This window comes from Paenibacillus hodogayensis, assembly GCF_039536325.1.
GTDB classification, from domain to species: domain Bacteria; phylum Bacillota; class Bacilli; order Paenibacillales; family NBRC-103111; genus Paenibacillus_AB; species Paenibacillus_AB hodogayensis.
Map to the genome: position 1 here is coordinate 16184 of NZ_BAAAYO010000016.1, position 26478 is coordinate 42661.

The following is a 26478-nucleotide window of genomic DNA, read 5'->3' on the forward strand; positions in this document are numbered from 1 at the left end:
TAAAAACGAACGAATCCGTTCGTCGTCATAGGCTTGTCGAAACTTACACTTCTTTGACTTCAACCAGGTGGCTGACTTTGTTAATCATGCCGCGAACCGTCGGCGCATCGTTATGAACGACCGATTGGTGGAGCTTCCGCAAACCGAGCGTTCTTACGGTTACACGTTGGCTTTCCGGGCGGCCGATCAAGCTGCGCTTGAGGGTGATTTGCAATTGCTTGGCCATTCGTTTCCCCTCCTTAACCGAGAAGCTCTTCAACCGTTTTGCCGCGAAGCTTAGCTACATCTTCAGCCCGCTTCAAACGTTGCAAACCTTCCAATGTCGCATTAACCATGTTGATGGAGTTGGAAGATCCGAGCGATTTCGTCAAAATGTCGCCAATGCCAGCCAGTTCCAAAACAGCGCGAACCGGGCCACCGGCGATAACTCCTGTACCTTTCGAAGCAGGCTTCAAAAGAACACGACCGGCTCCAAAATGGCCGATAACCTGATGCGGAATCGTAGTACCTACGATAGGCACGTGAATCAGGTTTTTCTTGGCGTCTTCGATGCCTTTGCGGATGGCGTCCGGTACTTCGCCGGCTTTGCCGATACCCGCGCCTACCCAACCGTTGCCGTCGCCAACGACGACAAGAGCGCTAAAGCTGAAACGGCGTCCGCCTTTAACAACCTTGGCTACGCGATTCAGGTTAACCAGCTTTTCCTTCAGGTCCAATGTATTGGGATCTACACGCAAGTCGTTTACCTCCTTATTAGAGATTTCGTTTAGAACTCAAGCCCAGCTTCGCGGGCTGCATCAGCAAGCGCCTGTACACGGCCGTGGTACAAGTATCCGCCGCGGTCGAAAACCACTTTGTCGATACCTTTTTCCTTAGCGCGTTGTGCCACGAGAGAGCCGACTTTTTGAGCCGCCTCGGTGTTGCCACCGTTCTCGACTTGCTCTTTCAGCTCTTTATCCTGCGTCGATGCGGATGCAATCGTTACGCCGTTGATATCGTCGACCAATTGAGCGTACATATGCTTGGAGGAACGGAAAATATTCAAACGTGGACGCTCCTGCGTGCCCTTGATCTTCTTGCGCACGCGCAGATGTCTTTTATGACGGGCTTTGTTCTTATCGCCTTTAGTAATCATCGGGTGTTCACTCCTTCCTTTCTGCCAAGAAGCCTCTACTGCTTCTTAGTCGTTTAAGCGATCCTTAGCGGATCAAGCAGCCGGAAGCGGACGGTTACTTCTTCTTGCCGGCTTTGCCTTCCTTACGGATAATGCGTTCGCCTTCATACTTGATTCCTTTGCCTTTATACGGCTCAGGCTCGCGTACGGAACGCACTTTCGCAGCCGTAGCTCCGACAAGCTCCTTGTCGATGCCTCTTACGATAATTTTAGTGTTCGTAGGTACTTCGAACTCGATACCGCCCTCTGGAACGATCTCGACCGGATGCGAGTAGCCTACGTTCAACACGAGCTTGTTGCCCGTTTTGTTGGCACGGTAGCCGACGCCTACGAGATCAAGCGATTTGGAGAAACCTTCCGTTACGCCGCTCACCATGTTGTTGATCACGCTGCGGGTCGTACCGTGAAGGGAACGGTGCAGTTTGTTGTCGGAAGGACGTTCTACGTTAATCAGGTTCTCTTCCACAACGACTTTCATATCTTTATGCAGCTCGCGGCTCAGCGTCCCTTTCGGACCGTTTACCGTAATGAGCGTATTATCCAAAGAAACATTTACCCCAGACGGGATCGTAATGGGTTTACGACCAATACGAGACATTGTTGCACCTCCATTCTTACACGATGTGGATTACCATACGTAGCAGATGACTTCGCCGCCGGATTTCGACTGGCGAGCGTCCTTGTCGCTCATAACGCCTTTGGAAGTCGAGAGGATAGCGAGTCCGAGACCGCCGAGCACCTTCGGTACTTCCTGGCTTTTTGCATATACGCGCAGCCCCGGTTTGCTGATACGTTTCAGGCCGGTGATGACGCGCTCTTGGTTGGGGCCGTATTTGAGGAACATACGGATGATCCCTTGTTTGCTATCTTCGATATATTCAGCGTCGCGGATGAAGCCCTCTTTCTTCAAAATCTCGGCGATTTCTCTCTTGATTTTCGAAGCGGGAACTTCCACCGTTTCATGACGCACCACGTTTGCATTGCGAATGCGTGTAAGCATATCTGCAATTGGATCTGACATAACCATTAGTTGCGAACCTCCTTCCTAAAGACGGGTTGATTACCAGCTTGCTTTTTTCACGCCAGGAATTTGACCTTTGTAAGCCAATTCACGGAAACAGATACGGCAAATTTTGAACTTGCGCAGTACCGAATGGGGACGGCCGCAGCGTTCGCAACGCGTGTAAGCTTGAACCTTGAATTTCGGTTTACGTTGCTGCTTGATGATCATCGAAGTTTTTGCCACTGTTACACCTCCGAACTCTACAGATTTCCGATCTTATTTCACGAACGGCATCCCGAGTTGTTCCAACAGCTCGCGGGATTCTTCGTCCGTTTTGGCAGTCGTGACGATAACGATGTCCATTCCGCGCACTTTATCTACTTTGTCATACTCGATTTCCGGGAAGATCAGTTGTTCCTTTACGCCCAGCGTGTAGTTTCCGCGTCCGTCGAAAGCTTTCTTCGATACCCCGCGGAAGTCGCGTACGCGCGGCAGCGCAATGTTGAACAGCTTATCCAAGAAGTAGTACATGCGGTCGCCGCGAAGCGTGACCTTAACCCCGATCGGCATGTTCTCGCGAACTTTGAAGCCTGCGATCGATTTTTTAGCGCGCGTTACAACAGGTTTTTGACCGGCGATAATTTGCATATCGTTGACGGCCGTGTCGATGACTTTGGAGTTGCCTACCGCGTCGCCTACACCCATATTGATAACGACTTTCTCGATTTTCGGAACTTGCATCACAGTCGTATAGTTAAACTTCTGCATCAGAGCAGGAGTCACTTCGTTCAGAAAACGATCTTTCATTCTGGTTGCCATTAAGGATGGACCTCCTTTCTAAGCCAAGTTAATTAGTCGATCACTTCGCCGGATTTCTTCGCTACGCGCACTTTGCTGCCGTTATCCAGCACTTTGTAACCTACGCGCGTCGGTTTTCCGCTTTTCGGGTCGAGCAGCATCACGTTGGAGACGTGAATCGGCGCTTCCTGATTGAGAATTCCGCCTTGCGGGTTTTGCTGATTCGGCTTTTGGTGCTTCTTCACCATGTTCACGCCTTCGACGAGAACGCGGTTTTCGCGCGGATAAGCGGCGATGACGCGACCTTTTTTACCTTTATCTTTACCGGTAATGACGATTACCGTGTCTTCTTTTTTCACATGGAGCTTGTTGTTGTGGGACTCCAGTTGTTTTTTTGCTTTCGGCATTTTCGTTACACCTCCAATACTCGGGAGCACATGTCCATCCGGTTAAGGCTGGCGGCAAGTTAGATAACTTCCGGAGCCAGGGATACGATCTTCATAAAGTCTTTATCGCGAAGTTCGCGGGCGACTGGGCCAAAAATACGGGTACCGCGCGGGCTCTTGTCGTCTTTGACGATAACGGCTGCGTTCTCGTCGAAACGAATGTAAGAACCGTCTTTACGACGCGTAGAACGCTTCGTACGCACGATAACGGCTTTTACTACATCGCCCTTCTTGACAACGCCACCTGGTGTTGCTTCTTTCACGGAGCAAATGATCAGATCTCCAATGTGACCTACGCGACGGCCTGTTCCGCCAAGAACGCGAATGCACATCAATTGCTTTGCGCCGGAATTGTCGGCGGAAATCATACGTGTAAATGGTTGAATCATCGGATTGTCCTCCTTTCAAATGTGTATGAGATTGTCCGATTTATACGAGAACCGCTTTTTCCACGATTTCCACGAGTCTGAACCGTTTGTCTTTCGACAGCGGGCGAGTCTCCATGATTTTGACCGTATCGCCGATCTTCGCTTCATTGTTCTCGTCATGCGCTTTGAATTTCTTCGTATACTTGATCCGCTTGTGGTACAAGCTGTGCTTCTTGTAAGTCTCTACGGCGACAACGATCGTTTTTTCCATCTTATCGCTTACGACTTTACCGATTTGCACTTTGCGTTCGTTACGTTCTTGTGCCATCGATTGCCCTCCTCTCTACCTATTGTCAGCTGATTCCGAGTTCTCTTTGCCGTATCACGGTCTTCGCGCGGGCAATCTCCCTGCGAAGCTCACGAAGACGAATCGGATTGTCCAGTTGGCCCGTTGCCAATTGAAAACGGAGGTTGAACAACTCTTCCTTGAATCCGGAAACCTTTTGCTCGATTTCAGCAGTGGTCAGGTTGCGAAATTCACTGGCTTTCATTTGCTTCACCACCCACTTCTTCTCGTTTCACAAATTTCGTCTTGATCGGGAGCTTATGGGAAGCAAGGCGCATCGCTTCGCGTGCGATCTCTTCGCTCACCCCAGCCAGTTCGAACAAAATTTTGCCCGGCTTGACGACGGCTACCCATTTCTCGACGTTACCTTTACCGCTACCCATCCGTACCTCAAGAGGTTTTTGCGTAATCGGCTTGGAAGGGAAAATTTTAATCCATACTTTACCGCCCCGTTTGATATAACGGGTCATGGCAATACGGGCTGCTTCGATTTGACGGTTGGTTACCCAAGACGGCTCGAGAGCTTGCAATCCGTATTCGCCGAACGCGATGTCCGTGCCGCCTTTGGCGCGGCCTTTCATATTACCGCGTTGCTCTTTGCGGTGTTTGACGCGTTTAGGCAATAACATGATTAGTTTCCTCCTTCCTGAACACCCTTTTTCTTCGCTGTTGGAAGAACTTCACCGCGATAGATCCAGACTTTAACGCCGATCCGTCCGTATGTCGTATGTGCTTCAGCCGTACCGTAGTCGATATCCGCGCGCAGCGTGTGAAGAGGCACCGTACCTTCGCTATACCCTTCGCTACGGGCGATTTCAGCTCCGCCAAGACGTCCGCTTACTCCCGTTTTAATTCCTTTGGCTCCTGCTCTCATCGTACGTTGAATCGCTTGTTTCATCGCGCGGCGGAACGAAATGCGGCGTTCCAGCTGTTGTGCGATGCTTTCGGCAACCAAAATCGCGTCAAGCTCAGGATTTTTGATTTCCGCTATGTTAATGTGGACTTTTTTGCCCGACATACCTGCGATGTGATTGCGGATAACTTCTACTTCCGCACCGCCTTTACCGATTACCATACCGGGCTTAGCCGTATGAATCGTGACGTTGACGCGGTTAGCCGCACGTTCGATATCGATATGAGAAACAGCCGAGTCTTTCAGCTTGTTTTTCAAATACTCGCGAATTTTGACGTCTTCCATAAGCAGCGTACCGAACTCTTTATCGGCATACCATTTGGATTCCCAATCGCGGATAACACCAATTCTCAAGCCAACCGGGCTTACCTTCTGACCCACACCTTATCCCTCCTTATTTTTCAGATACCACCAAAGTAATGTGGCTGGTCCGCTTCAAAATTTTAAATGCCCGACCTTGCGAACGCGGACGAATCCGTTTCAATGTCGGACCTTGGTCCACGTAAGCTTCAGCCACGACCAGTTTGTTCGGGTCGAGGGAGAAGTTATGCTCGGCGTTCGCGATAGCCGAGTTCAGCAATTTTTCCACGACCGGAGATGCGGAACGCGGTGTATTGCGCAATATAGCAACTGCATCGCCTACTTGCTTGCCCCGAATCAAATCGATTACGAGTCTCACTTTACGAGGAGCGATGCGAATATGATTCGCATGTGCCTTTGCTTGCATGGATGAACCTCCTCTCAAACAGGTGCTGGTTTACGAATTAGCGCTTGCCGGTTTTCTTGTCGTCGTCATGACCTTTATACGTGCGAGTCGGCGCGAATTCGCCCAACTTATGTCCAACCATATCTTCCGTTACGTATACTGGCACGTGCTTTCTGCCGTCATATACGGCGAACGTGTTCCCAACGAACTGAGGGAAAATGGTCGAACGGCGAGACCAAGTCTTGATGACGGTTTTCTTTTGGCCAACTGCCTCTACTTTTTTCAGCAAGTAGTCGTCCACAAAAGGTCCTTTTTTCAAACTGCGGCCCATTTACGAAATCCTCCTTTCATCCAACCGTAACTGTCCGTGCTTACTTCGTGCGACGACGGATGATGTATTTGTTGGACGCCTTTTTCTTCTTGCGCGTTTTGTATCCGAGCGTTGGCTTGCCCCAAGGGGACATAGGCGACTTGCGTCCGATCGGAGCGCGGCCTTCGCCACCGCCGTGAGGGTGATCGACCGGGTTCATGACGACGCCGCGAACGGTAGGGCGCTTGCCCAACCAACGGTTACGTCCTGCTTTACCGATGTTGATCAACTCATGGTCTTCGTTGCCTACCGTACCGATCGTGGCGCGGCATACTTTCAGAATGCGGCGCATTTCTCCGGAGGACAAACGGATCGAAACGTACTCGCCTTCTTTACCGAGCAATTGAGCTTGCGTACCGGCAGCGCGTACCAATTGGCCGCCTTTGCCAGGCTTCAGCTCGATATTGTGAATAACGGAACCGACAGGAATGTTTTCGAGAGGCAGAGCGTTGCCGATTTTAATATCCGAAGTAGGACCGGAATATACGACGTCTCCGACTTTCAGACCTTTCGGCGAAAGAATGTAACGCTTCTCGCCATCCGCGTAGTTGATCAACGCGATGTTGGCCGTACGGTTAGGATCATACTCAATAGAAGCAACGCGTCCTGGTATTCCGTCCTTGTTGCGCTTGAAGTCGATGATCCGGTATTTGCGCTTATGTCCGCCGCCTTGATGGCGTACCGTAATTTTGCCTTGATTGTTACGGCCGGCTTTGCCGCTCAGTGGAGCCAGCAAAGACTTCTCCGGTTTGGAAGCCGTAATCTCTTCGAATGTAGAAACCGTCATCTCGCGCTTGGAAGGCGATGTCGGCTTAAACGATTTGATTGGCACTTCGTTTCCCTCCTTGCTTCATAAAATTAAACCGTTTCAAAGAATTCCAACGGCTTGCTGTCTTTGCCCAAAACTACGATCGCTTTTTTCCATTCGCTCGTATAGCCAGAATGACGGCCATAACGTTTCGGTTTGGCCGGAACGATCATCGTGTTTACTTTTTCGACCTTAGTCTTAAAGATATCCTGAATCGCCAACTTGATTTCCGTCTTGTTCGCGCGTTTGTCGACTTCAAACACATACGTGTTGATGCCCATCAAATCGCTGGACTTTTCAGAAATAATCGGGCGCTTGATAATATCGCGTGGGTTCTTCATTACGCAAGCACCTCCTCTACTTTCTGAACTGCATCCTTCGTGATGATCAGCTTGTCGTGAGCCAGCACGTCAAGTACGTTAATTCCTTCGGCGGATACGAACTTCACACCCGGAATGTTGCGAGTGGACAATGCCACATTATCGTCGTAGCTGCCGGTCACAACCAAAGCTTTGCGTTCCACTTTCAGGTTGTTCAGGATCGCGGCAAACTCTTTTGTCTTCGGTGCTGCCAAAGACAATTGATCCAGCACGATAATTTCGCTATCGATCACTTTAGACGACAGCACGGATTTAATAGCGAGACGACGAACTTTTTTCGGCAGTTTAAAGCCGTAGCTACGAGGAGTCGGTCCGAAGACGACACCGCCGCCTTTCCATTGCGGGGAGCGAATGCTACCCTGACGAGCGCGGCCTGTCCCCTTTTGCTTCCAAGGCTTACGACCGCCGCCACGAACTTCCGAACGGCCTTTCGTCTTGTGCGTGCCCAGACGCCGGGAAGCTTGTTGCAATACGACTGCGGAATGAACGACGTACTTGTTAGGTTCGATGCCGAATACCGCTTCCGCGAGTTCGACTTCGCCTACTTGCGCTCCGCTCACGTTAAACAGTGCTACTTTTGGCATGTTTGTTCCTCCTTCCTGGTTACCTTATTGCTTAATAGTCGACTTTACGCTGACATAGCTGTTTCTAGGTCCAGGAATGGAGCCTTTAACCAGAATGACGTTGCGCTCGGCATCGACTTTAATGACTTGCAGCTTTTGAACCGTAATCGTTTCGTTGCCCATCCGGCCGGCATTTTTCTTGCCTTTCGGAACTTTGTTACTTGTGCGGGCGATTGCCTGAGAACCGGCGCCGCGATGATATTTCGAGCCGTGAGCCATCGGTCCGCGGGAGAAGCCCCAACGTTTGATTGCGCCAGCTGTTCCTTTACCTTTGGAAGTACCCGTTACGTCAACATACTCGCCTTCGGCGAAGAGATCGGCTTTCAGCTCCTGGCCAACTTCATATGCGCCCAGATCTGCACCGCGAATCTCCTTGATGTAGCGCTTAGGTGCGGCATTGGCCTTCTTGGCATGACCAATCGCAGGTTTAGTCGCGTTCTTTTCTTTTTTGTCGTCGAAGCCGATTTGGATCGCTTCGTATCCATCGTTATCCTGGTCCTTCTTTTGCAGAACGACGCAAGGACCCGCTTGGATGACAGTTACCGGAATTACCGTACCGTCAGCGGCAAACAACTGAGTCATACCCAGTTTTTTTCCTAAGATACCTTTCATGTTGACACCTCTTTTCTTTTGCAGTTACGGAATATTAAAGCTTAATTTCGATATCTACACCGGATGGCAGATCCAAGCGCATCAAAGCGTCGACCGTTTGCGGAGTCGGATTCACGATGTCGATCAGACGCTTGTGTGTGCGCATTTCGAACTGCTCTCTGGAATCCTTGTACTTGTGCACCGCGCGCAAAATCGTGATGATTTGCTTTTCCGTCGGCAACGGAATCGGACCGGACACTCCTGCACCGGAACGTTTCGCCGTTTCGACGATTTTTTCTGCGGATTGATCGAGCACTCTGTGATCGTAAGCCTTCAAGCGGATACGAATCTTTTGCTTTGCCATATTGTTCCCTCCTTCTATCGCCCAATTTGTATCGGACATACTCCGCGAAAATCCCCTGACGCCTTCCCCATGGCAAAGGGGCCGGGTGTGTCAGCAACCTCTCGCATCATCGCAACGTCACAGACCAACGCTCACTATTATATAAAAAATCGAGAAGGAAAGCAAGAAATTTTCACAAAAGTTTTCAAAAAACGAAAAGAAAGCCCCCGACGTCTCCGCCGAGGACTGTTTCTTCTATTATATTGTAGCTTTGCGAGCCAAAAGCTCGCATGAGCTTACTTCGTAATCGTTACAACAGCGCCTGATCCAACTGTACGGCCGCCTTCGCGAATCGAGAAGCGAGTGCCTTCTTCGAGAGCGATCGGAGCGATCAGTTCAACCGTTACGGCGATGTTGTCGCCCGGCATAACCATCTCAGTGCCTTCCGGCAGGTTGATGATACCCGTTACGTCCGTCGTACGGAAGTAGAACTGCGGACGGTAACCCGTGAAGAAAGGCTTATGACGGCCACCTTCTTCTTTGGTCAGGACGTAAACTTGAGCAGTGAAGTTCGTGTGAGGCTTAACCGAGTTCGGCTTTGCCAATACTTGTCCGCGCTCGATATCTTTACGGTCAACGCCACGCAGCAGTGCGCCGATGTTGTCGCCCGCTTGAGCGGAGTCGAGCAACTTGCGGAACATTTCTACGCCGGTAACGATGGATTTGCGAGTATCTTCGGCCAGGCCGATGATTTCGATTTCGTCGCCGACTTTAACCGTACCGCGCTCGATACGACCGGTAGCAACCGTACCGCGACCCGTGATCGTGAACACGTCCTCGACAGGCATCAAGAAAGGCTTGTCAGTGTCGCGTACAGGCTCAGGGATGTAGGTATCGATATGCTCAAACAATTCGACGATTTTGTCAGCCCATTGACCATCCGGATTTTGCAACGCTTCGCGAGCGGAACCGCGGACAATCGGCGTGTCGTCGCCAGGGAATTCGTACTCGTTCAGCAGGTCGCGAACTTCCATTTCAACGAGCTCGAGCAATTCTTCGTCCTCGACAGTGTCGCATTTGTTCAGGAATACGACGATGTAAGGAACGCCTACGTTGCGGGAGAGCAGGATGTGTTCGCGAGTTTGCGGCATTGGGCCGTCAGCTGCGGATACAACCAGAATCGCTCCGTCCATTTGAGCAGCGCCGGTGATCATGTTTTTAACATAGTCGGCGTGTCCAGGGCAGTCAACGTGTGCATAGTGGCGATTAGGCGTTTCATACTCAACGTGTGCCGTCGAGATCGTGATACCGCGCTCGCGCTCTTCAGGCGCTTTGTCGATTTGGTCGAACGCTACAGCGCTACCGCCGTATCTTTTCGCCAAAACCGTAGTAATTGCCGCCGTCAGCGTAGTTTTACCATGGTCAACGTGACCGATGGTACCGATGTTAACGTGCGGTTTGTTGCGTTCAAATTTTGCTTTTGCCATGACAACAATTCCTCCTCTAATAAGAGAGTATGATTATGCGCCCTTGTTCTTTGCAATAATTTCTTCTGCAATATTCTTAGGCACTTCTTCATAATGGGATATTTCCATCGAGTATACGCCGCGACCTTGCGTACGCGAGCGGAGCGTCGTGGAATAACCGAACATTTCGGAGAGCGGTACTTTGGAACGGATAACTTGTGCGCCGGCACGGGAATCCATACCTTCGATACGGCCGCGGCGGGAGTTCAAGTCGCCCATTACATCGCCCATGTACTCGTCCGGAACGGTAACTTCGACTTTCATGATCGGCTCAAGAATGGCCGGGTTACACTTGTCTTTCGCTGCTTTCAAAGCCATCGAACCGGCGATTTTGAACGCCATTTCGCTGGAGTCAACATCGTGGTAAGAGCCGTCAACGATACGGGCTTTCAGATCCACGAGCGGATATCCGGCGAGAACGCCGTTTTTCATCGATTCTTCGATACCGGCCTGAACGGCAGGAATGTATTCTCTTGGAACTACGCCGCCGACGATTTTGTTCTCGAATTGGAAGCCCGAACCCGGTTCCAGCGGTTCGAACTCGATCCATACGTGACCGTATTGACCGCGTCCGCCGGATTGGCGTACGAATTTCCCTTCGACTCTCGCCGGAGTACGGAATCTTTCGCGGTAAGCAACTTGCGGCTTGCCCACGTTCGTTTCCACTCTGAACTCGCGAAGCATACGGTCGACGATAATTTCAAGGTGGAGCTCGCCCATACCTTGAATGATCGTTTGGCCCGTTTCTTCGTCGGTGTAGTAACGGAAGGTCGGATCTTCTTCGGCCAATTTGGAGAGGGCTACGCCCATCTTGTCTTGGTCGGCTTTCGTTTTCGGCTCAACGGCGATGTCGATAACCGGATCCGGGAAGTTCATCGACTCCAGAATAACCGGGTTTTTCTCGTCGCACAGCGTATCGCCGGTAATCGTATCTTTCAGACCTACCGCAGCCGCGATATCACCAGCGTATACTTCACTGATTTCTTGACGGCTGTTGGCGTGCATCTGCAGAATACGTCCGATCCGTTCGCGCTTGCCCTTTGTAGCATTCAATACGTAGGAACCGGATTGAAGCACGCCGGAGTAAACACGGAAGAACGTCAGCTTACCGACATACGGGTCGGTCGCAATTTTGAACGCCAGCGCCGAGAACGGCTCCGAATCGCTCGATTTGCGGCTTACTTCGGTTCCGTCTTCGAGCGTACCGCGAATGTCCGGTACATCGATCGGAGCCGGCAAGTAATCGACCACGGCGTCCAGCATAAGCTGAACCCCTTTGTTTTTGTAGGACGAACCGCAAATGACCGGGAAGATTTTCACTTCGCACACGCCTTTGCGCAGAGCGGCTTTGATTTCCGGGATGGAGATTTCTTCTCCCTCCAGATATTTCATCGTCAGCTCTTCATCCAATTCAGCGACTTTCTCAACAAGCTCGGTACGAAGCTCCGCGACTTTAGAAAGCAAGTCAGCCGGAATTTCTTCTTGTTCGAATTTGCCTTGATCGTCTTTGAAAATATACGCAACTTGCTCAACCAGGTCGACGATGCCTTTGAAATCAGCCTCGGCTCCGATCGGAAGTTGAATAGCGACCGCATTGGCTTTCAACCGATCGCGCATTTGGTCAATTACGCCGAGGAAATCGGCGCCGATGATATCCATCTTATTGACATACGCAACCCGCGGTACACCGTATTTATCCGCCTGTCTCCAGACGGTCTCGGATTGGGGCTCAACGCCTTCTTTGGCGCTGAATACACCAACGGCTCCGTCAAGCACGCGCAGGGAGCGTTCCACTTCGACCGTGAAGTCTACGTGTCCCGGCGTATCGATAATGTTGATCCGGTGTTCTTTCCACTGACAGGTCGTAGCTGCGGATGTAATCGTAATCCCGCGCTCCTGCTCCTGCTCCATCCAGTCCATCGTCGCTGCACCTTCGTGCACTTCGCCGATTTTGTGGGTACGGCCTGTAAAGAACAGAATCCGTTCGGTCGTGGTCGTTTTGCCGGCATCGATATGCGCCATAATCCCGATATTGCGTGTCTTCGCTAAGGAGAACTCTCTTGCCATATGATCTTCTCCTTTCAAGATGTAGTTGGGTTATGTAGAAAGACTCCCTAGGAAGCCTTTCTAGCAGATTACCAGCGATAGTGTGCAAAAGCCTTATTGGCTTCAGCCATTTTGTGCGTATCTTCCCGTTTCTTCACGGAAGCTCCGGTGTTGTTGCTGGCATCCAAAATCTCGGCTGCCAACCGCTCTTCCATCGTCTTCTCGCCGCGAAGGCGCGAGTAGTGCACCAACCAACGAAGACCAAGCGCAGTACGGCGCTCCGGTTTAACTTCGATCGGCACTTGATAGTTCGAACCGCCCACACGACGAGCCTTTACTTCAAGTACAGGCATGATATTCTTGATCGCCTGCTCGAAAACTTCCATGGGCTCTTTGCCGGAACGGTCTTTGATCAGGTTGAACGAATTATACAGGATCGTTTGCGCAACGCCGCGCTTTCCGTCGATCATGATACGGTTGATAAGACGGGTAACGAGCTTGCTGCTGTAAATCGGATCCGGCAATACATCTCTTTTGGGTACTGGACCTTTACGAGGCATAGTTATCCCCCTTTCTTGCGAGTTTCATCCATTTTATTGATTTTTTGCCGTCTTAAGAGACGGCCTTTCTTCTTACTTCTTCACTTTCGGACGTTTCGTACCGTACTTCGAACGGGCTTGTTTCCGGTTGTTGACGCCGGACGTATCCAGAGCGCCGCGAACGATATGGTACCGTACACCCGGAAGATCCTTAACCCGGCCGCCGCGAATCAGAACGACGCTGTGCTCTTGCAGGTTGTGTCCGATACCCGGAATATAAGCCGTTACCTCGACACGGTTGGTCAAGCGCACACGCGCATATTTACGCAGTGCAGAGTTCGGTTTCTTCGGCGTCATCGTGCCTACGCGAGTGCATACACCGCGTTTTTGCGGAGCGCTCGATTCGGTTTGCTCACGCTTCAGGGCGTTGAAGCCTCTTTGCAGAGCAGGCGATTTCGACTTGGTGATCTTAGCCTTGCGTCCTTTACGAACCAATTGGTTAATCGTTGGCATGTCGCCACCTCCTTCCCATTATTGCCATCAGCTGTCGTGCTCCGATTCAAGTCCACAGATCCAGGTGGTTCACGCTCAGGCAAACGAAATGATTTTGCCGTTCGCCTTCGCGGGCGACAAAATCATATGGTAAGCGGCTGACGCAAGCGACGCCTGCGCCAGCTTAGCTTCTTATTTATTCGTTTACTGCGGCGGCAATCGCCGCACCAACTTCGATTCCGCAAGCTTTGCCAAGCTGCTTCATCGAGTCGACATATGTCACTTGAACCCCCATTTTCTTGCACAGGTTCACGATCTTGGCTGTTATTCTCGGATCTGCATCTTTCGCGACAAACACTTCCGAAGCTTTGCCAAGCTCCACCATCTTTGTCGTCTGCTTCGTGCCTATTGAAATGTTCTCCGCCTGTTTCACTTTATCATAAGACATCGCGCATCCTCCAAAGTACAGGAGTGAAAACGAAGCTTCGGCACACACTTTGATAGTTTAGCATCTAGAAAATACGGTGTCAAGGATAGAGCCGCGTTAAGATCTTTTTAAGATTCGAGCGCGACCGTCTCCAGCTCTTCCTCGGACAAAGCTTCTTTCATATTCGGGTCGTTCACTTCGATGCTGCGGTAGCGGGTCATGCCCGTACCGGCCGGAATGAGCTTGCCGATAATGACGTTCTCTTTGAGTCCGAGAAGCTGATCGACTTTTCCTTTGATCGCCGCATCGGTCAGGACACGTGTCGTCTCCTGGAACGAAGCTGCCGACAGGAAGGAATCCGTCTCCAGCGACGCTTTCGTAATACCGAGCAATACCGGCTTGGCGACAGCCGGCTCTTCGCCCGAGAACAGCACTTGACGGTTCGCTTCTTCGTATTCGTGCATGTTTACGAAGGAGCCCGGCAGAAGAGCGGTGCTTCCGCTGTCGATAATGCGGATCTTGCGAAGCATCTGGCGAATCATGATCTCGATATGCTTATCGTTGATCTCAACGCCCTGGTTCCGGTAAACGCGCTGTACTTCCTGCAAAATGTAGTTCTGCACGCCGCGAATACCTTTGATGCGCAGCATTTCCTTCGGATCGATGGAGCCGTCGGTCAGCTCGTCTCCGGCTTCGACCTGCTGGCCGGCCGTGACACGAATCCGCGAGCCATACGTAACCAAATACGTCTTGGACTCGGCTTCGCCCTCGATCTCGATTTCGCGGCGGTCTTTGCCCTCGCGAATATCTTTTACTTTGCCGTCGATTTCGGAAATCGTCGCTTGCCCTTTCGGGTTACGCGCCTCGAACAATTCCTGAATCCGCGGCAAACCTTGCGTGATGTCGTCTCCTGCAACGCCCCCGGTATGGAACGTACGCATCGTGAGCTGGGTTCCCGGCTCCCCGATGGACTGGGCGGCAATAATGCCGACCGCTTCGCCGATCTCCACGTGCGTGCCGGTAGCCAGATTGCGTCCGTAGCACTTTTTGCACACGCCGTGTTGGGTGCGGCAGCTGAGCACGGAACGAATTTGCAGCTTATGGACGCCCGCGGCGATGAGCGCATCCGCTTTAGTCGAATCGATGAGCTCGTTGCGGTTCACGATGACTTCGCCCGTCTGCGGATGACGAATCGTTTCAAACGAGTAGCGTCCTTCGATACGGTCGAACAGATCCTCGATAACTTCCTTGCCGTCCTGAATTCTGCTGACGATAAAGCCTTTATCCGTTCCGCAATCGTCCTCGCGGACGATAACGTCCTGGGCTACGTCTACGAGACGGCGGGTCAAGTAACCCGAGTCGGCAGTCCGAAGCGCCGTATCCGCCAAACCTTTACGGGCACCGTGCGTCGAGATAAAGTATTCCAAGACGGTCAGGCCTTCGCGGAAGTTCGATTTGATCGGCAATTCGTAAATGCGTCCCGATGGCGTCGCCATAAGACCGCGCATGCCGCCTAACTGGGTGATCTGCGATTTGTTACCACGCGCTTTCGATTCGACCATCATCATGATCGAATTGAACTTGTCGAGAGATTTCATGAGCACCTCGGTAATGCGCTCCTTCGTCTCGCTCCAGATCGTAATAATCCGGTCATAACGCTCGTCGTCGGTAATAAGACCGCGGCGGTATTGCTGCATCACGATCTTGACCTTCTCTTCCGACTCGCCGAGAATAACTTCCTTCTCCTTCGGAACGATTACGTCGGAGACGGCCACGGTAATACCGGCGCGTGTCGAGTAGGTGAAGCCGTTTTGCTTGATGTTATCCAAAATGACCGACGTCTGGGTCGTATGGTATTGACGGAAGCACTCCCCGATAATCGTGCCCAAGTAGTCTTTCCCTACGGCGCCGCGCGACGGAATGTTCATGATGAACTCCCGCACGTTGGCACCTTTCTCGAATACGAAATATTCGTCGGAAATTCCGTTGAACAGATTGCTCTTCGTCGCTTCATTGATATACGGAAAATCGCTCGGGAAAATTTCATTGAAGATGATTTTCCCTACCGTCGTAACGAGCAGAGCTTCCTGCTGACGGTCGGTAAAGCTGGTTTTGCCCAGCACCCTCGCCGGAATCGCAACACGCGCATGCAAGGAAGCGGCGCCGCGCTGATAAGCCGATACGGCTTCAGCAACGTTGCGGAAGATGGTACCCGTTCCTTGTGCTTCCGGGTTATCCATCGTCAAGTAAAAGCTGCCGAGTACCATATCCTGCGAAGGCGTAACGACAGGCTTGCCGTCCTTCGGGTTCAGGATGTTGCCGGAAGCCAGCATTAAAATGCGCGCTTCGGCTTGAGCCTCGGCGGACAACGGAACGTGAACGGCCATCTGGTCACCGTCAAAGTCGGCATTGTAAGCCGTACATACGAGTGGATGCAGCTTAATGGCACGGCCTTCCACAAGAATAGGCTCGAACGCCTGAATACCGAGACGGTGAAGCGTCGGCGCACGGTTCAACAGTACCGGATGCTCTTTAATGACTTCTTCGAGAACGTCCCATACTTCAGGGCTGACGCGTTCTACCTTGCGCTTCGCACTCTTGATATTATGGGCAAGCCCTTTATTGACAAGCTCCTTCATGACGAAAGGCTTGAACAATTCAAGCGCCATTTCCTTAGGCAAGCCGCATTGGTACATTTTGAGGCTCGGCCCTACGACGATAACGGAACGGCCGGAATAGTCGACCCGTTTGCCGAGCAGGTTTTGCCGGAAACGTCCTTGCTTGCCTTTCAGCATATGGCTAAGCGATTTCAACGGACGGTTGCCCGGACCCGTAACCGGACGGCCGCGGCGGCCGTTATCGATCAACGCGTCGACGGCTTCCTGCAGCATCCGCTTCTCGTTCTGCACGATAATATCCGGTGCGCCGAGGTCAAGCAGACGCTTGAGCCGGTTGTTCCGGTTAATAACGCGGCGGTACAGATCGTTCAAGTCGGACGTGGCGAAACGGCCGCCGTCCAATTGCACCATCGGGCGAAGCTCCGGAGGAATGACCGGAAGCACGTCCAGCACCATCCATTCCGGCTCGTTGCCGGAGTTGCGGAACGCCTCCATGACTTCCAGACGCTTGATCGCCCGGTTGCGCCGTTGGCCTTGAGCGGTGCGAAGCTCTTCCTTCAGTTGGTCGACTTCCTTGTCGATGTCGATATCCTGAAGCAGCTTTTTAACCGCTTCTGCACCCATGCCGGCTTGAAACGCATAGCCGTATTTCTCGCGATAGCTGCGGTACTCTTTTTCGGACAGCAGCTGTTTTTTCTCCAACGGTGTATCGCCCGGATCGGTTACGACATAAGATGCGAAGTAAATGATCTCTTCGAGCGAGCGCGGAGACATATCGAGCGCCAAGCCCATCCGGCTCGGTATGCCTTTGAAATACCAAATATGCGAAACCGGAGCGGCCAATTCAATGTGGCCCATACGTTCGCGGCGCACTTTGGCGCGGGTTACTTCAACGCCGCAGCGATCGCAGACGACGCCTTTGTAACGCACGCGCTTGTACTTGCCGCAATGGCATTCCCAGTCCTTGGTAGGTCCGAAAATTTTCTCGCAGAACAAGCCTTCTTTTTCCGGTTTTAGCGTCCGGTAATTGATCGTTTCCGGCTTCTTGACTTCCCCACGGGACCAGGAACGAATCTTTTCGGGAGAAGCCAGACCGATCTTCATGTACTCGAAATTGTTTACGTCCAACAAGGAGCAACCCTCCTCCAGTGTATGCTGCCTACCGAATCGTCACGAATCATTCTGCGCCTGCTTCGGAGCCTTCCAGGTTAAGATTGAGCTTGTCGCCGGAAACATCGTCCTCGTCGTCCAGTTCCTTCATCTCGATCTCTTCTTCGTTTTCTGACAAGATCTTTACGTCCATCCCCAAGCTTTGCAGCTCTTTGATCAATACTTTGAACGACTCCGGAACGCCTGGCTCCGGTACGTTCTCGCCTTTGACGATCGATTCGTACGTCTTCACGCGGCCGACCACGTCATCGGACTTGACGGTCAAAATTTCCTGCAAAGTATAGGCAGCGCCGTAAGCTTCAAGCGCCCAAACTTCCATCTCCCCGAAGCGCTGTCCGCCGAACTGGGCTTTACCGCCCAAAGGCTGCTGCGTAACGAGCGAGTAAGGACCGGTGGAACGAGCATGGATCTTGTCGTCGACCATGTGCGCCAGCTTGATCATATACATGACGCCGACGGTTACTTCGCGCTCGAACGGCTCGCCCGTACGTCCGTCGTACAAAATCGTTTTGCCGTTGCGCTGCATGCCGGCTTCTTCCATCGTGTCGAATACGTCATACTCGCGGGCGCCGTCAAATACCGGCGTTGCCGTATGAATGCCGAGACGGAGCGCGGCCATGCCAAGGTGAACTTCCAGCACCTGGCCGATATTCATCCGCGAAGGAACGCCGAGCGGGTTGAGCACGACTTGTACCGGCGTGCCATCCGGCAGGAACGGCATATCTTCTTCCGGAAGGATCCGCGCGATAACGCCCTTGTTGCCGTGACGGCCGGCCATTTTATCGCCTTCGGATATTTTTCTTTTTTGGGCAATATAAACACGAACGAGCTGATTGACGCCCGGCGGCAATTCGTCACCGTTCTCACGGGTAAACACTTTGACGTCGACGACGATGCCGTCCGTACCGTGAGGTACGCGCAGCGACGTGTCGCGAACTTCCCGCGCCTTCTCGCCGAAGATCGCATGCAGGAGACGTTCTTCCGCCGTAAGCTCGGTGACGCCCTTCGGCGTTACTTTGCCGACGAGAATATCGCCTGCTCCGATTTCCGCACCGACGCGAATAATGCCGCGCTCATCCAGGTTGCGCAGAGCGTCTTCGCCCACGTTCGGAATGTCGCGCGTAATTTCTTCGGGTCCGAGCTTCGTATCGCGTGCTTCGGATTCGTATTCTTCGATATGAATGGACGTGTACACGTCTTCTTTGACCAGCTTCTGGCTGAGCAGAATGGCATCCTCGTAGTTATACCCTTCCCAAGTCATGAACGCGACGACGACGTTGCGTCCGAGCGCCAGTTCGCCGAGCTCCGTGGAAGGACCGTCTGCCAAAATATCGCCGACTTTCACGATATCGCCCTTATGAACGATCGGGCGTTGGTTGACGCATGTTCCCTGGTTGGAACGAATAAACTTGTGAAGTCTGTGTTTGATCAAATCGCCTTCCACCAGACGGCCGTCGACCGTCGCACGGCGGCGCACCCATACCTCGTTGGCGGAGACGCGTTCCACGACACCGTCATGCTTGCTGACGATGCATACGCCGGAATCTTTGGCGCTCTTGTGCTCCATGCCGGTACCGACGAGCGGGGACTTCGGAATAAGCAGCGGAACGGCCTGCCGTTGCATGTTCGATCCCATCAGGGCGCGGTTGGAGTCGTCGTTTTCCAGGAACGGAATCAACGCGGTCGCCACGGAGACGACCTGCTTCGGCGAAACGTCCATATAGTCGACGCGCTCTTTGGGAAGCGTCAGTATGTCATCCTTGTACCGTACGATAACGGTATCGTTGGTAAAGGTACTGTCTTCGTTCAAATCGGCATTCGCCTGAGCGATGACATAATTGTCTTCTTCGTCGGCGGTCAAATAAGCGATCTGCTCGGTAACCGTGCCGTCCTTCGGGTCGACCCAACGATAAGGCGCTTCGATAAAGCCGTAATCGTTAATGCGGGCGAACGAGGACAGCGAGTTGATCAAACCGATGTTCGGACCTTCAGGCGTTTCGATCGGACACATCCGGCCATAGTGAGAGTGATGGACGTCGCGGACTTCCATGCCCGCTCTTTCCCGTGTCAAACCACCGGGACCGAGTGCGGACAGACGACGTTTGTGCGTCAGCTCGGCCAGCGGATTGGTCTGGTCCATAAACTGCGACAACTGCGAGCTTCCGAAAAACTCTTTGATCGAAGCGATAACCGGACGAATGTTGATCAGCGCCTGCGGTGTAATGACGTTGGCGTCCTGAATCGACATCCGCTCACGCACGACGCGCTCCATCCGCGACAAACCGATGCGGAACTGATTCTGCAACAGCTCGCCGACGGAACGCAGTCTCCGGTTGCCCAGATGGTCGATATCGTCGGTGCTGCCAATGCCGTGCAGCAGGTTTATGAAATAGTTGATCGACGAAATAATATCCGCCGGTGTAATGTTCTTGGTCGATTTATCAATAACCCCGTTGGAGATAACTTTAACGACCTTGCCTTCTTCCAATGGGGAATATACGTTTACGGCCTGCATCGGAATGCGGTCCGCGTCGAGCACACCGCCGGTAACGGCGTATTCGATGAATCCGACGTTTTTCTCCAGCGCCGGCAAAATTTGATCAAGCAGACGGCGGTCCAGCATTTGACCCGCTTCCGCGATGATTTCGCCCGTTTCCGGATCGGCTAGCGATTCGGCAAGACGCTGATTGAACAAGCGGTTTTTGATATGCAGCTTTTTATTGATTTTATAGCGTCCGACATTCGCGAGATCGTACCGCTTCGGATCGAAGAACCGGGCAATGAGCAAGCTCTTCGCGTTATCCAGCGTAGGCGGCTCGCCCGGACGGAGGCGTTCGTAGATTTCAATAAGCGCTTTATCCGTCGTATCCGTGTTGTCTTTGTCGAGCGTGTTGCGAATATATTCGTTATCGCCGAGCAAGTCGATAATTTCCGCATCGGAACCGAAGCCCAAAGCGCGCAACAGCACCGTAACCGGAATTTTACGCGTCCGGTCGATCCGTACGTATACGATATCCTTCGCATCCGTCTCCAGCTCAAGCCAGGCGCCCCGATTCGGAATCACGGTAGCCGTATAACTTTTCTTACCGTTCTTGTCGACTTTTGTGCTAAAATAAACACTGGGGGAACGAACGAGCTGACTGACGATAACCCGTTCGGCACCGTTAATAATAAAGGTTCCGGTTTCTGTCATAAGCGGGAAATCGCCCATGAACACTTCTTGCTCCTTAACCTCGCCGGTTTCTTTATTGATTAAACGCACCTTGACGCGCAGCGGAGCGGCATACGTAACGTCACGTTCCTTAGAGTCATCGACGGAATACTTAGGCTCGCCCAAGCTGTAATCGATGAATTCCAGTACCAAATTACCCGTGAAATCCTGAATCGGCGAAATATCTTGGAACATCTCGCGCAAACCTTCATCCAAAAACCACTGGTACGATTTTTGCTGGATTTCGATCAGGTTCGGGACTTCGAGCACTTCGTTAATCCGCGCGTACGTTCTGCGATTGCGTCGTCCGTATTGAACAGTATGACCCGCCAACTTTCCTTCACCCCTCACATCGACTTGAAAAATACTGCAAGCAAAAAAGAAGAAAAGCCTCGTCGAAAAGCCTTGCGGCATTGCAGAGAGACCTTTTTTCTGCGGTATCGTGGCAGCCTTCCTAAGTTCACATTTAAGTAGATTTTCCCAAAATGCAAACATTATACTTCAGTCGCCAAAATTATTCATGTCCACAAAAAAAAGCTTGACATTTTAGCGAAATAAAGACATAGAGCCCATCTTAATACTGACATTTTATAATATTACCACAACGGTATCCCGGAGTCAAATACAACTTGCTCGGGCGTTCGTCAAGCAGGAATTTCGCCCATCCATCGCGTACTAGACCGCTTCCGGCTCCTATTCCGCCTGTCCGTCCACAGCCATGCGGGTTGCGCAATAGATTCGATACCCTTTGTCTTTCGCCGCTTCTTCCACCCAGTCGCTCCCGAACAAAGATTCCAGCTTGGACAAAGCGGAAGGCGCTCCCTGCTTCTTCTGAATCACGATCCACAATTGTCCCCCTTCCTCGAGATGATCGTAAGCCTGCTCGAAAATGCGGTGGACAACTTGCTTCCCGGCACGGATCGGCGGGTTCGTCAATATTTTCGTGAAGCGCCTGCCTTCCAGCCGTTCGAAGAGATCGCTCTGGATTGCGCGCGCGCGGGTCATTCCGTTAGCCGCCGCATTCTCGGCAGCCAGAGCCACGGCTCTCTCGTTGATCTCCACCATGGTAACTTCGCCGCGAGTGGCCAACCCCGCCGCCGCTATGCCGATCGGACCATAGCCGCAGCCTACATCCAGTACCGCATCCGCTTCCTCGATACGCATCGTTTCGATCAGCAGCCGGCTGCCGTAGTCGATGTCCTGCTTGGAGAATACGCCCGCATCGGTTATAAAACGGTACGACTTGCCGCGAAGCACCGTTTGTACGGTGTGGCGGTCGTTCGCCACGGTCGGCTTTTTGGAATAATAATGATCCGCCATGCCCCATCCTCCTCTTAACAAAGATCCCCTTGAAGCTTATGCTCCAAGGGGATCTGGATTGGATCCGTTACTTACTTCACTTCTACCTTTGCGCCAGCTTCTTCGAGCTTTGCTTTGAGTGCGTCGGCGTCGGCTTTGGAAATCTTCTCTTTGATCGGCTTAGGTGCGCTGTCAACGAGGTCTTTCGCTTCTTTCAGGCCGAGACCCGTAATTTCGCGAACGACTTTGATAACGTTGATCTTCGAAGCGCCAGCTTCTATAAGAATAACGTCGAATTCGGTTTGCTCTTCAACTTCAGCAACGGCTCCGCCAGCAACAACAGCTACAGGAGCGGCTGCAGTTACGCCGAATTCTTCTTCGATGGCTTTCACGAGATCGTTCAGTTCAAGAACGTTCATGCCTTTGATGGCTTCCAAGATTTGCTCTTTGCTCATGAGTTTACCCTCCATTGGTTCGAATCATCATTTTTTGGTGGTATTGCTTACGCTTGGGCTTCGCCCTCTTGCTTTTCCGATACGGCTTTAACTGCAAGCGCGAAGTTGCGGATCGGCGCTTGGAGCACGCTCAAGAGCATAGACAGAAGTCCTTCGCGCGAAGGAAGATCCGCCAGCGCTTTGATTTGATCGACGCCTACGACACGACCTTCGACGATACCGCCTTTTACTTTCAGCGCGTCGTTCTTCTTGGCGAATTCGCTCAAGATTTTGGCAGCGGCGATAACGTCGTCCTTGCTGAACGCAACGGCCGTCGGACCGGTCAATACGCTGTCGAGTTCCGTCAGTTCAGCTTCGGCAGTAGCCCGGCGAACCAGCGTGTTCTTCAACACTTGGAAATCGATGCCCGCTTCGCGAAGACGCTTGCGCAGCTCGGTAGCCTGGGCCACGTTCAAACCGCGGTAATCCGCTACGATCGTGCTGGCGCTTTCGCGCAGCTTCGACGCCACTTCAGAGACGACTTGTTGCTTTTCTTGAAGAATGTTTGCGTTTGGCACTTGTTACACCTCCTGTAAACTTGCATCTTCTTCCTTGCTGCTATGTTCCGATCGGTGTTAGACGTAAAAAGCCTCCGTTGGTTAGACGGAGGCATGACGCTCCCGTCCCTTCGTCCCCGCAAGCGGGGTACAAAGCGGACCGGATTGTATCGCAACACCTCGGTAGGACATTAAGCCTTGCGGCACCTACTGTCTACGGTAAACATATTCGTTTTTCAGACCTTCAACAGATTACCACGTTTATTTGCAGAAAGCAAATGGCAGATTGCTGCCAGCGGATCAACGGAAGGTTTGCGGGTTAACGCGAACGCTCGGTCCCATCGTGGACGAAACCGCGATGTTGCGCAAGTATACGCCTTTGGCTGCTGCCGGCTTAGCGCGAACAAGAGCTTCCACAAGCGCACGGAAGTTTTCTTGCAGCTGCTCGGCGCCAAACGATACTTTGCCGATCGGTGCGTGAATTTGTCCGGCACGGTCGAGACGGTACTCGATTTTACCTGCCTTGATTTCCTTCACGGCATTCGCTACGTCAAACGTTACCGTACCGGCTTTAGGGTTCGGCATCAAGCCTTTGCCCCCGAGCAGACGGCCGAGTTTACCGACTTCGCTCATCATGTCCGGCGTAGCTACGCAGACGTCGAAATCGAACCAGCCTTGCTGGATTTTGTTAATCAGGTCTTGATCGCCCACGAAATCCGCTCCGGCCGCTTCGGCTTCTTTCGCCTTGTCACCCTTTGCGAACACGAGAACGCGTTTCGTTTTACCCGTTCCGTTCGGAAGCACGACAACGCCGCGTACGGCTTGGTCTTGCTTCTTCGGGTCAACCCCGAGACGAACGGCAACTTCGACGGTTTCGTCGAACTTGGCGGGAGCTGCCTTCTTCACCAAATCAATCGCTTCTGCCGGCTCGTAGCTGGCATCTGCATTGACCAGTTTGGCAACTTCTTGGTACTTCTTACCGCGTTTTGCCATGTCAAAAAGTCCTCCTTTTGTGGTGTTAGCGGAAAATCCTCCCACTGGTGCGGACAAGTCCGCATCAAACGTGAAAATTAGTCTTGAACGACAACGCCCATGCTGCGGGCCGTGCCTTCGATCATCCGCATTGCGGCTTCAACGGAAGCGGCGTTCAAGTCTTGCATTTTTTGCTCGGCGATCTGACGGACCACGTCACGATTAACGGTAGCTACTTTCTTCTTGTTCGGTTCGCCGGATCCTTTTTCGATCTTGGCGGCAACGCGCAACAATACGGCAGCCGGAGGAGTTTTCGTTTCAAACGTGAACGAACGGTCCTCGAATACCGAAATAACAACCGGAATGATCAAGCCTGCTTGATCGGCGGTACGGGCGTTGAACTCTTTGCAGAAAGCCATGATGTTAACGCCTGCTTGACCGAGTGCCGGACCGATTGGCGGAGCCGGATTCGCTTTGCCAGCGGGAACTTGCAGCTTCACCAATTTAATAACCTTTTTAGCCATGCGACACACCTCCTAGCGCATAATGTGGTGCGAGCGGAGCCTTGCGGCACCTCCCACGAGCGGGTCCCGTCCGAATAGACAGTCCCAGAAACCAGATTATATCTTCTCCACCTGGGTATATTCCAACTCAAGCGGGGTTTCCCGTCCAAACATGTTGACGTGCACTTTGAGCTTCGCCTTGTCGATCAATATATCTTCGACCGTACCGACGAAATTCGCAAACGGTCCTACCTTGACGCGAACGGTCTCCTTCAGCTCGAAGTCGATCTTCGGCTTCGGATTCTCGATGCCCATATGCTTCAGGATCGCATCGACTTCTTCCGGCAGCAGCGCAGTCGGCTTGGAGCCCGACCCGGTCGAACCGACAAACCCGGTTACTCCCGGCGTATTGCGCACGACATACCAGGAATCGTCCGTCTGAATCATCTCGACAAGCACATAGCCCGGATATACTTTCCGCATGACGGTTTTCTTCTTCCCGTCCTTGTTGACGATCTCTTCCTCCATGGGGACGAGAACGCGGAAAATTTTATCCTGCATGTTCATCGATTCGACGCGTTTTTCCAGGTTGGCCTTTACTTTGTTTTCATACCCCGAATAGGTATGTACGACGTACCATCTTTTTTCCATATCGTCACCCAGCCCCCATTAATCGAACAGGCGCAGGATTTCGCTCAGCCCGAGGTCTATCAGCCAAAAGTAGATAGTCACAAAAGCGCAAGTCACGAGAACGACGATCGTATAGCTCGTAAGTTCCTTGCGGCTTGGCCATTTGACCTTCTTCAGCTCCGACCAGCTGTCGGTAAAAAAAGAAAAGGTCGAACCGAAACCTTGCTTCATTCTTTGCAAATACGTCACGATTACCCCTCCAAACCTGCGGCTAGCCGATTTTTGGGGACATAATAAAAAAAATCCCGAAAAGAGGGCTACCTGAACTAATTTATCACAGTCTTCAAGGCGTGTCAAGAAAACGCACTCGCGCGTGCCGCGCCCGACGCTTGTACAAGCTTATCCAGATACGGACCGCTCTAAACGTCGGTTGGCGCAACTCCCGATTTGAGGCAATGACGCAATACTCGAATAAATGCCGGAATAATAGAAACGGCACTCTTCCTTTCCGATCGGAATGAAAGAATGCCCTTTATACGTCGCGAACTTCCAAATACCGTTCCAGCTTGCGCTTGACGCGCTGAAGCGCATTGTCGATCGATTTCACGTGACGATCCAGATCCACGGCAATTTCCTGATACGAGCGGCCGTCCAGATAAAGCATCAGCACCTTGCGCTCCAGATCGCTCAAGATTTCTCCCATCTTGTCTTCAAGACCGCTGAACTCTTCCTGGTTGATGATGAGCTCTTCCGGATCGGTTACGCGCGTGCCGCAGATGACATCAAGCAGCGTACGGTCCGAGTCCTCGTCGTATATGGGCTTGTCCAAGGAAACATAGGAGTTTAACGGAATATGCTTCTGGCGGGTGGCGGTTTTGATCGCGGTAATGATTTGCCGGGTGATGCATAGCTCCGCAAATGCTTTAAACGTGGCCAGCTTGTCTTCGCGGAAGTCGCGGATCGACTTATATAGCCCAATCATGCCTTCCTGCACGATATCTTCGCGATCCGCTCCGATCAGGAAGTAGGAACGGGCTTTGGCACGGACGAAATTCTTGTACTTGTTGATCAGGTACTCGAGCGCCTCGCTGCTTCCTACGCGGACCGATTCGACTACTTCTTCGTCGGACATCAGGTCGTATTCGTGCATTCTCAATTCTTTGAGGTCGATGCTCAACGATATCC

The 26478-nt window shown here is 52.2% G+C and carries 35 protein-coding genes and 1 other annotated feature; all 35 genes read right to left on the reverse strand.

Features of this window, described 5'->3' with window-relative positions; translation table 11 throughout:
* Positions 1–43: 43 nt before the first annotated feature.
* On the reverse strand, positions 44–226 hold the full coding sequence (gene rpmD, locus ABD796_RS30575) for a 50S ribosomal protein L30 (RefSeq protein WP_344915627.1): 183 nt from the start codon (positions 224–226) through the stop codon (positions 44–46).
* A 13-nt stretch (positions 227–239) separates the two neighbouring features.
* Entirely contained in the window at positions 240–737 is a 498-nt protein-coding gene (rpsE, locus tag ABD796_RS30580) for a 30S ribosomal protein S5 (protein ID WP_138883727.1), read from the reverse strand.
* Positions 738–766: 29 nt separating this feature from the next.
* The gene (gene rplR / locus ABD796_RS30585) at positions 767–1135 is read right to left on the reverse strand and encodes a 50S ribosomal protein L18 (protein WP_344915628.1); all 369 of its coding nucleotides are present in this window, start codon (positions 1133–1135) and stop codon (positions 767–769) included.
* 94 nt (positions 1136–1229) lie between these two features.
* Complete coding sequence (gene rplF, locus ABD796_RS30590; protein ID WP_344915629.1) at positions 1230–1772, reverse strand: 50S ribosomal protein L6; 543 nt, start codon at positions 1770–1772, stop codon at positions 1230–1232.
* Positions 1773–1802: 30 nt separating this feature from the next.
* Entirely contained in the window at positions 1803–2201 is a 399-nt protein-coding gene (gene rpsH, locus ABD796_RS30595) for a 30S ribosomal protein S8 (RefSeq protein ID WP_344915630.1), read from the reverse strand.
* Positions 2202–2234: 33 nt separating this feature from the next.
* On the reverse strand, positions 2235–2420 hold the full coding sequence (locus tag ABD796_RS30600) for a type Z 30S ribosomal protein S14 (RefSeq protein ID WP_120751514.1): 186 nt from the start codon (positions 2418–2420) through the stop codon (positions 2235–2237).
* Positions 2421–2453: 33 nt separating this feature from the next.
* Entirely contained in the window at positions 2454–2996 is a 543-nt protein-coding gene (rplE, locus tag ABD796_RS30605) for a 50S ribosomal protein L5 (RefSeq protein ID WP_344915633.1), read from the reverse strand.
* A 32-nt stretch (positions 2997–3028) separates the two neighbouring features.
* Positions 3029–3382 (reverse strand): 50S ribosomal protein L24, encoded by a 354-nt coding sequence (gene rplX / locus ABD796_RS30610; protein WP_344915636.1) that lies wholly within the window; start codon positions 3380–3382, stop codon positions 3029–3031.
* Positions 3383–3441: 59 nt separating this feature from the next.
* The gene (gene rplN / locus ABD796_RS30615) at positions 3442–3810 is read right to left on the reverse strand and encodes a 50S ribosomal protein L14 (RefSeq protein ID WP_344915638.1); all 369 of its coding nucleotides are present in this window, start codon (positions 3808–3810) and stop codon (positions 3442–3444) included.
* A gap of 40 nt (positions 3811–3850) precedes the next feature.
* Complete coding sequence (gene rpsQ, locus ABD796_RS30620; protein ID WP_344915640.1) at positions 3851–4117, reverse strand: 30S ribosomal protein S17; 267 nt, start codon at positions 4115–4117, stop codon at positions 3851–3853.
* 25 nt (positions 4118–4142) lie between these two features.
* Positions 4143–4340 (reverse strand): 50S ribosomal protein L29, encoded by a 198-nt coding sequence (gene rpmC, locus ABD796_RS30625; RefSeq protein ID WP_344915642.1) that lies wholly within the window; start codon positions 4338–4340, stop codon positions 4143–4145.
* Positions 4327–4764 (reverse strand): 50S ribosomal protein L16, encoded by a 438-nt coding sequence (gene rplP / locus ABD796_RS30630; RefSeq protein WP_344915644.1) that lies wholly within the window; start codon positions 4762–4764, stop codon positions 4327–4329. Before rplP ends, rpmC begins: the two co-directional genes overlap by 14 nt.
* A 2-nt stretch (positions 4765–4766) precedes the next feature.
* Entirely contained in the window at positions 4767–5429 is a 663-nt protein-coding gene (gene rpsC, locus ABD796_RS30635) for a 30S ribosomal protein S3 (RefSeq protein WP_344915646.1), read from the reverse strand.
* 13 nt (positions 5430–5442) lie between these two features.
* The gene (gene rplV / locus ABD796_RS30640; RefSeq protein ID WP_344915648.1) at positions 5443–5775 is read right to left on the reverse strand and encodes a 50S ribosomal protein L22; all 333 of its coding nucleotides are present in this window, start codon (positions 5773–5775) and stop codon (positions 5443–5445) included.
* Between the two features lie 37 nt (positions 5776–5812).
* Positions 5813–6085, reverse strand: coding sequence for a 30S ribosomal protein S19 (rpsS, locus tag ABD796_RS30645; RefSeq protein ID WP_344915650.1), 273 nt, complete (start codon positions 6083–6085; stop codon positions 5813–5815).
* 40 nt (positions 6086–6125) lie between these two features.
* Positions 6126–6956 (reverse strand): 50S ribosomal protein L2, encoded by an 831-nt coding sequence (gene rplB, locus ABD796_RS30650; protein ID WP_344915652.1) that lies wholly within the window; start codon positions 6954–6956, stop codon positions 6126–6128.
* Positions 6957–6982: 26 nt separating this feature from the next.
* On the reverse strand, positions 6983–7273 hold the full coding sequence (rplW, locus tag ABD796_RS30655; protein WP_344915654.1) for a 50S ribosomal protein L23: 291 nt from the start codon (positions 7271–7273) through the stop codon (positions 6983–6985).
* Positions 7273–7896 (reverse strand): 50S ribosomal protein L4, encoded by a 624-nt coding sequence (gene rplD, locus ABD796_RS30660; protein ID WP_344915656.1) that lies wholly within the window; start codon positions 7894–7896, stop codon positions 7273–7275. Before rplD ends, rplW begins: the two co-directional genes overlap by 1 nt.
* 24 nt (positions 7897–7920) lie before the next feature.
* Positions 7921–8547, reverse strand: a complete 627-nt coding sequence (rplC, locus tag ABD796_RS30665; protein ID WP_344915658.1) for a 50S ribosomal protein L3 — start codon at positions 8545–8547, stop codon at positions 7921–7923.
* Between the two features lie 34 nt (positions 8548–8581).
* Positions 8582–8890, reverse strand: coding sequence for a 30S ribosomal protein S10 (gene rpsJ / locus ABD796_RS30670; protein WP_006212922.1), 309 nt, complete (start codon positions 8888–8890; stop codon positions 8582–8584).
* A 275-nt stretch (positions 8891–9165) separates the two neighbouring features.
* A complete protein-coding gene (gene tuf / locus ABD796_RS30675; RefSeq protein ID WP_344915660.1) occupies positions 9166–10356 on the reverse strand; it encodes an elongation factor Tu in 1191 nt (396 codons plus the stop codon).
* 33 nt (positions 10357–10389) lie between these two features.
* Positions 10390–12462: an elongation factor G gene (gene fusA / locus ABD796_RS30680; protein WP_344915662.1), complete on the reverse strand. Its 2073-nt coding sequence runs from the start codon at positions 12460–12462 to the stop codon at positions 10390–10392.
* Positions 12463–12530: 68 nt separating this feature from the next.
* Positions 12531–13001, reverse strand: coding sequence for a 30S ribosomal protein S7 (rpsG, locus tag ABD796_RS30685; RefSeq protein ID WP_344915664.1), 471 nt, complete (start codon positions 12999–13001; stop codon positions 12531–12533).
* A gap of 72 nt (positions 13002–13073) precedes the next feature.
* Positions 13074–13493, reverse strand: a complete 420-nt coding sequence (gene rpsL / locus ABD796_RS30690) for a 30S ribosomal protein S12 (RefSeq protein WP_344915666.1) — start codon at positions 13491–13493, stop codon at positions 13074–13076.
* 175 nt (positions 13494–13668) lie between these two features.
* Entirely contained in the window at positions 13669–13920 is a 252-nt protein-coding gene (locus ABD796_RS30695; RefSeq protein WP_344915668.1) for a 50S ribosomal protein L7ae-like protein, read from the reverse strand.
* Positions 13921–14027: 107 nt separating this feature from the next.
* Positions 14028–17648, reverse strand: a complete 3621-nt coding sequence (gene rpoC, locus ABD796_RS30700; protein WP_344915670.1) for a DNA-directed RNA polymerase subunit beta' — start codon at positions 17646–17648, stop codon at positions 14028–14030.
* A gap of 46 nt (positions 17649–17694) precedes the next feature.
* The gene (gene rpoB / locus ABD796_RS30705; RefSeq protein ID WP_344915722.1) at positions 17695–21249 is read right to left on the reverse strand and encodes a DNA-directed RNA polymerase subunit beta; all 3555 of its coding nucleotides are present in this window, start codon (positions 21247–21249) and stop codon (positions 17695–17697) included.
* Positions 21250–21591: 342 nt separating this feature from the next.
* Entirely contained in the window at positions 21592–22218 is a 627-nt protein-coding gene (locus tag ABD796_RS30710) for a class I SAM-dependent methyltransferase (protein WP_344915672.1), read from the reverse strand.
* A 71-nt stretch (positions 22219–22289) separates the two neighbouring features.
* Positions 22290–22652, reverse strand: a complete 363-nt coding sequence (rplL, locus tag ABD796_RS30715; RefSeq protein WP_344915674.1) for a 50S ribosomal protein L7/L12 — start codon at positions 22650–22652, stop codon at positions 22290–22292.
* Between the two features lie 47 nt (positions 22653–22699).
* Positions 22700–23209, reverse strand: coding sequence for a 50S ribosomal protein L10 (gene rplJ / locus ABD796_RS30720; RefSeq protein WP_344915676.1), 510 nt, complete (start codon positions 23207–23209; stop codon positions 22700–22702).
* 55 nt (positions 23210–23264) lie between these two features.
* Positions 23265–23426: a sequence feature (ribosomal protein L10 leader region), on the reverse strand.
* A 62-nt stretch (positions 23427–23488) separates the two neighbouring features.
* On the reverse strand, positions 23489–24181 hold the full coding sequence (gene rplA, locus ABD796_RS30725) for a 50S ribosomal protein L1 (protein WP_344915678.1): 693 nt from the start codon (positions 24179–24181) through the stop codon (positions 23489–23491).
* 77 nt (positions 24182–24258) lie between these two features.
* On the reverse strand, positions 24259–24684 hold the full coding sequence (rplK, locus tag ABD796_RS30730) for a 50S ribosomal protein L11 (RefSeq protein WP_344915680.1): 426 nt from the start codon (positions 24682–24684) through the stop codon (positions 24259–24261).
* 96 nt (positions 24685–24780) lie between these two features.
* A complete protein-coding gene (gene nusG, locus ABD796_RS30735) occupies positions 24781–25314 on the reverse strand; it encodes a transcription termination/antitermination protein NusG (protein WP_139606314.1) in 534 nt (177 codons plus the stop codon).
* Between the two features lie 18 nt (positions 25315–25332).
* Positions 25333–25524, reverse strand: a complete 192-nt coding sequence (gene secE / locus ABD796_RS30740; RefSeq protein WP_379121188.1) for a preprotein translocase subunit SecE — start codon at positions 25522–25524, stop codon at positions 25333–25335.
* Between the two features lie 301 nt (positions 25525–25825).
* On the reverse strand, positions 25826–26470 hold the full coding sequence (gene sigH, locus ABD796_RS30745; RefSeq protein WP_344915685.1) for an RNA polymerase sporulation sigma factor SigH: 645 nt from the start codon (positions 26468–26470) through the stop codon (positions 25826–25828).
* Positions 26471–26478: the final 8 nt, after the last annotated feature.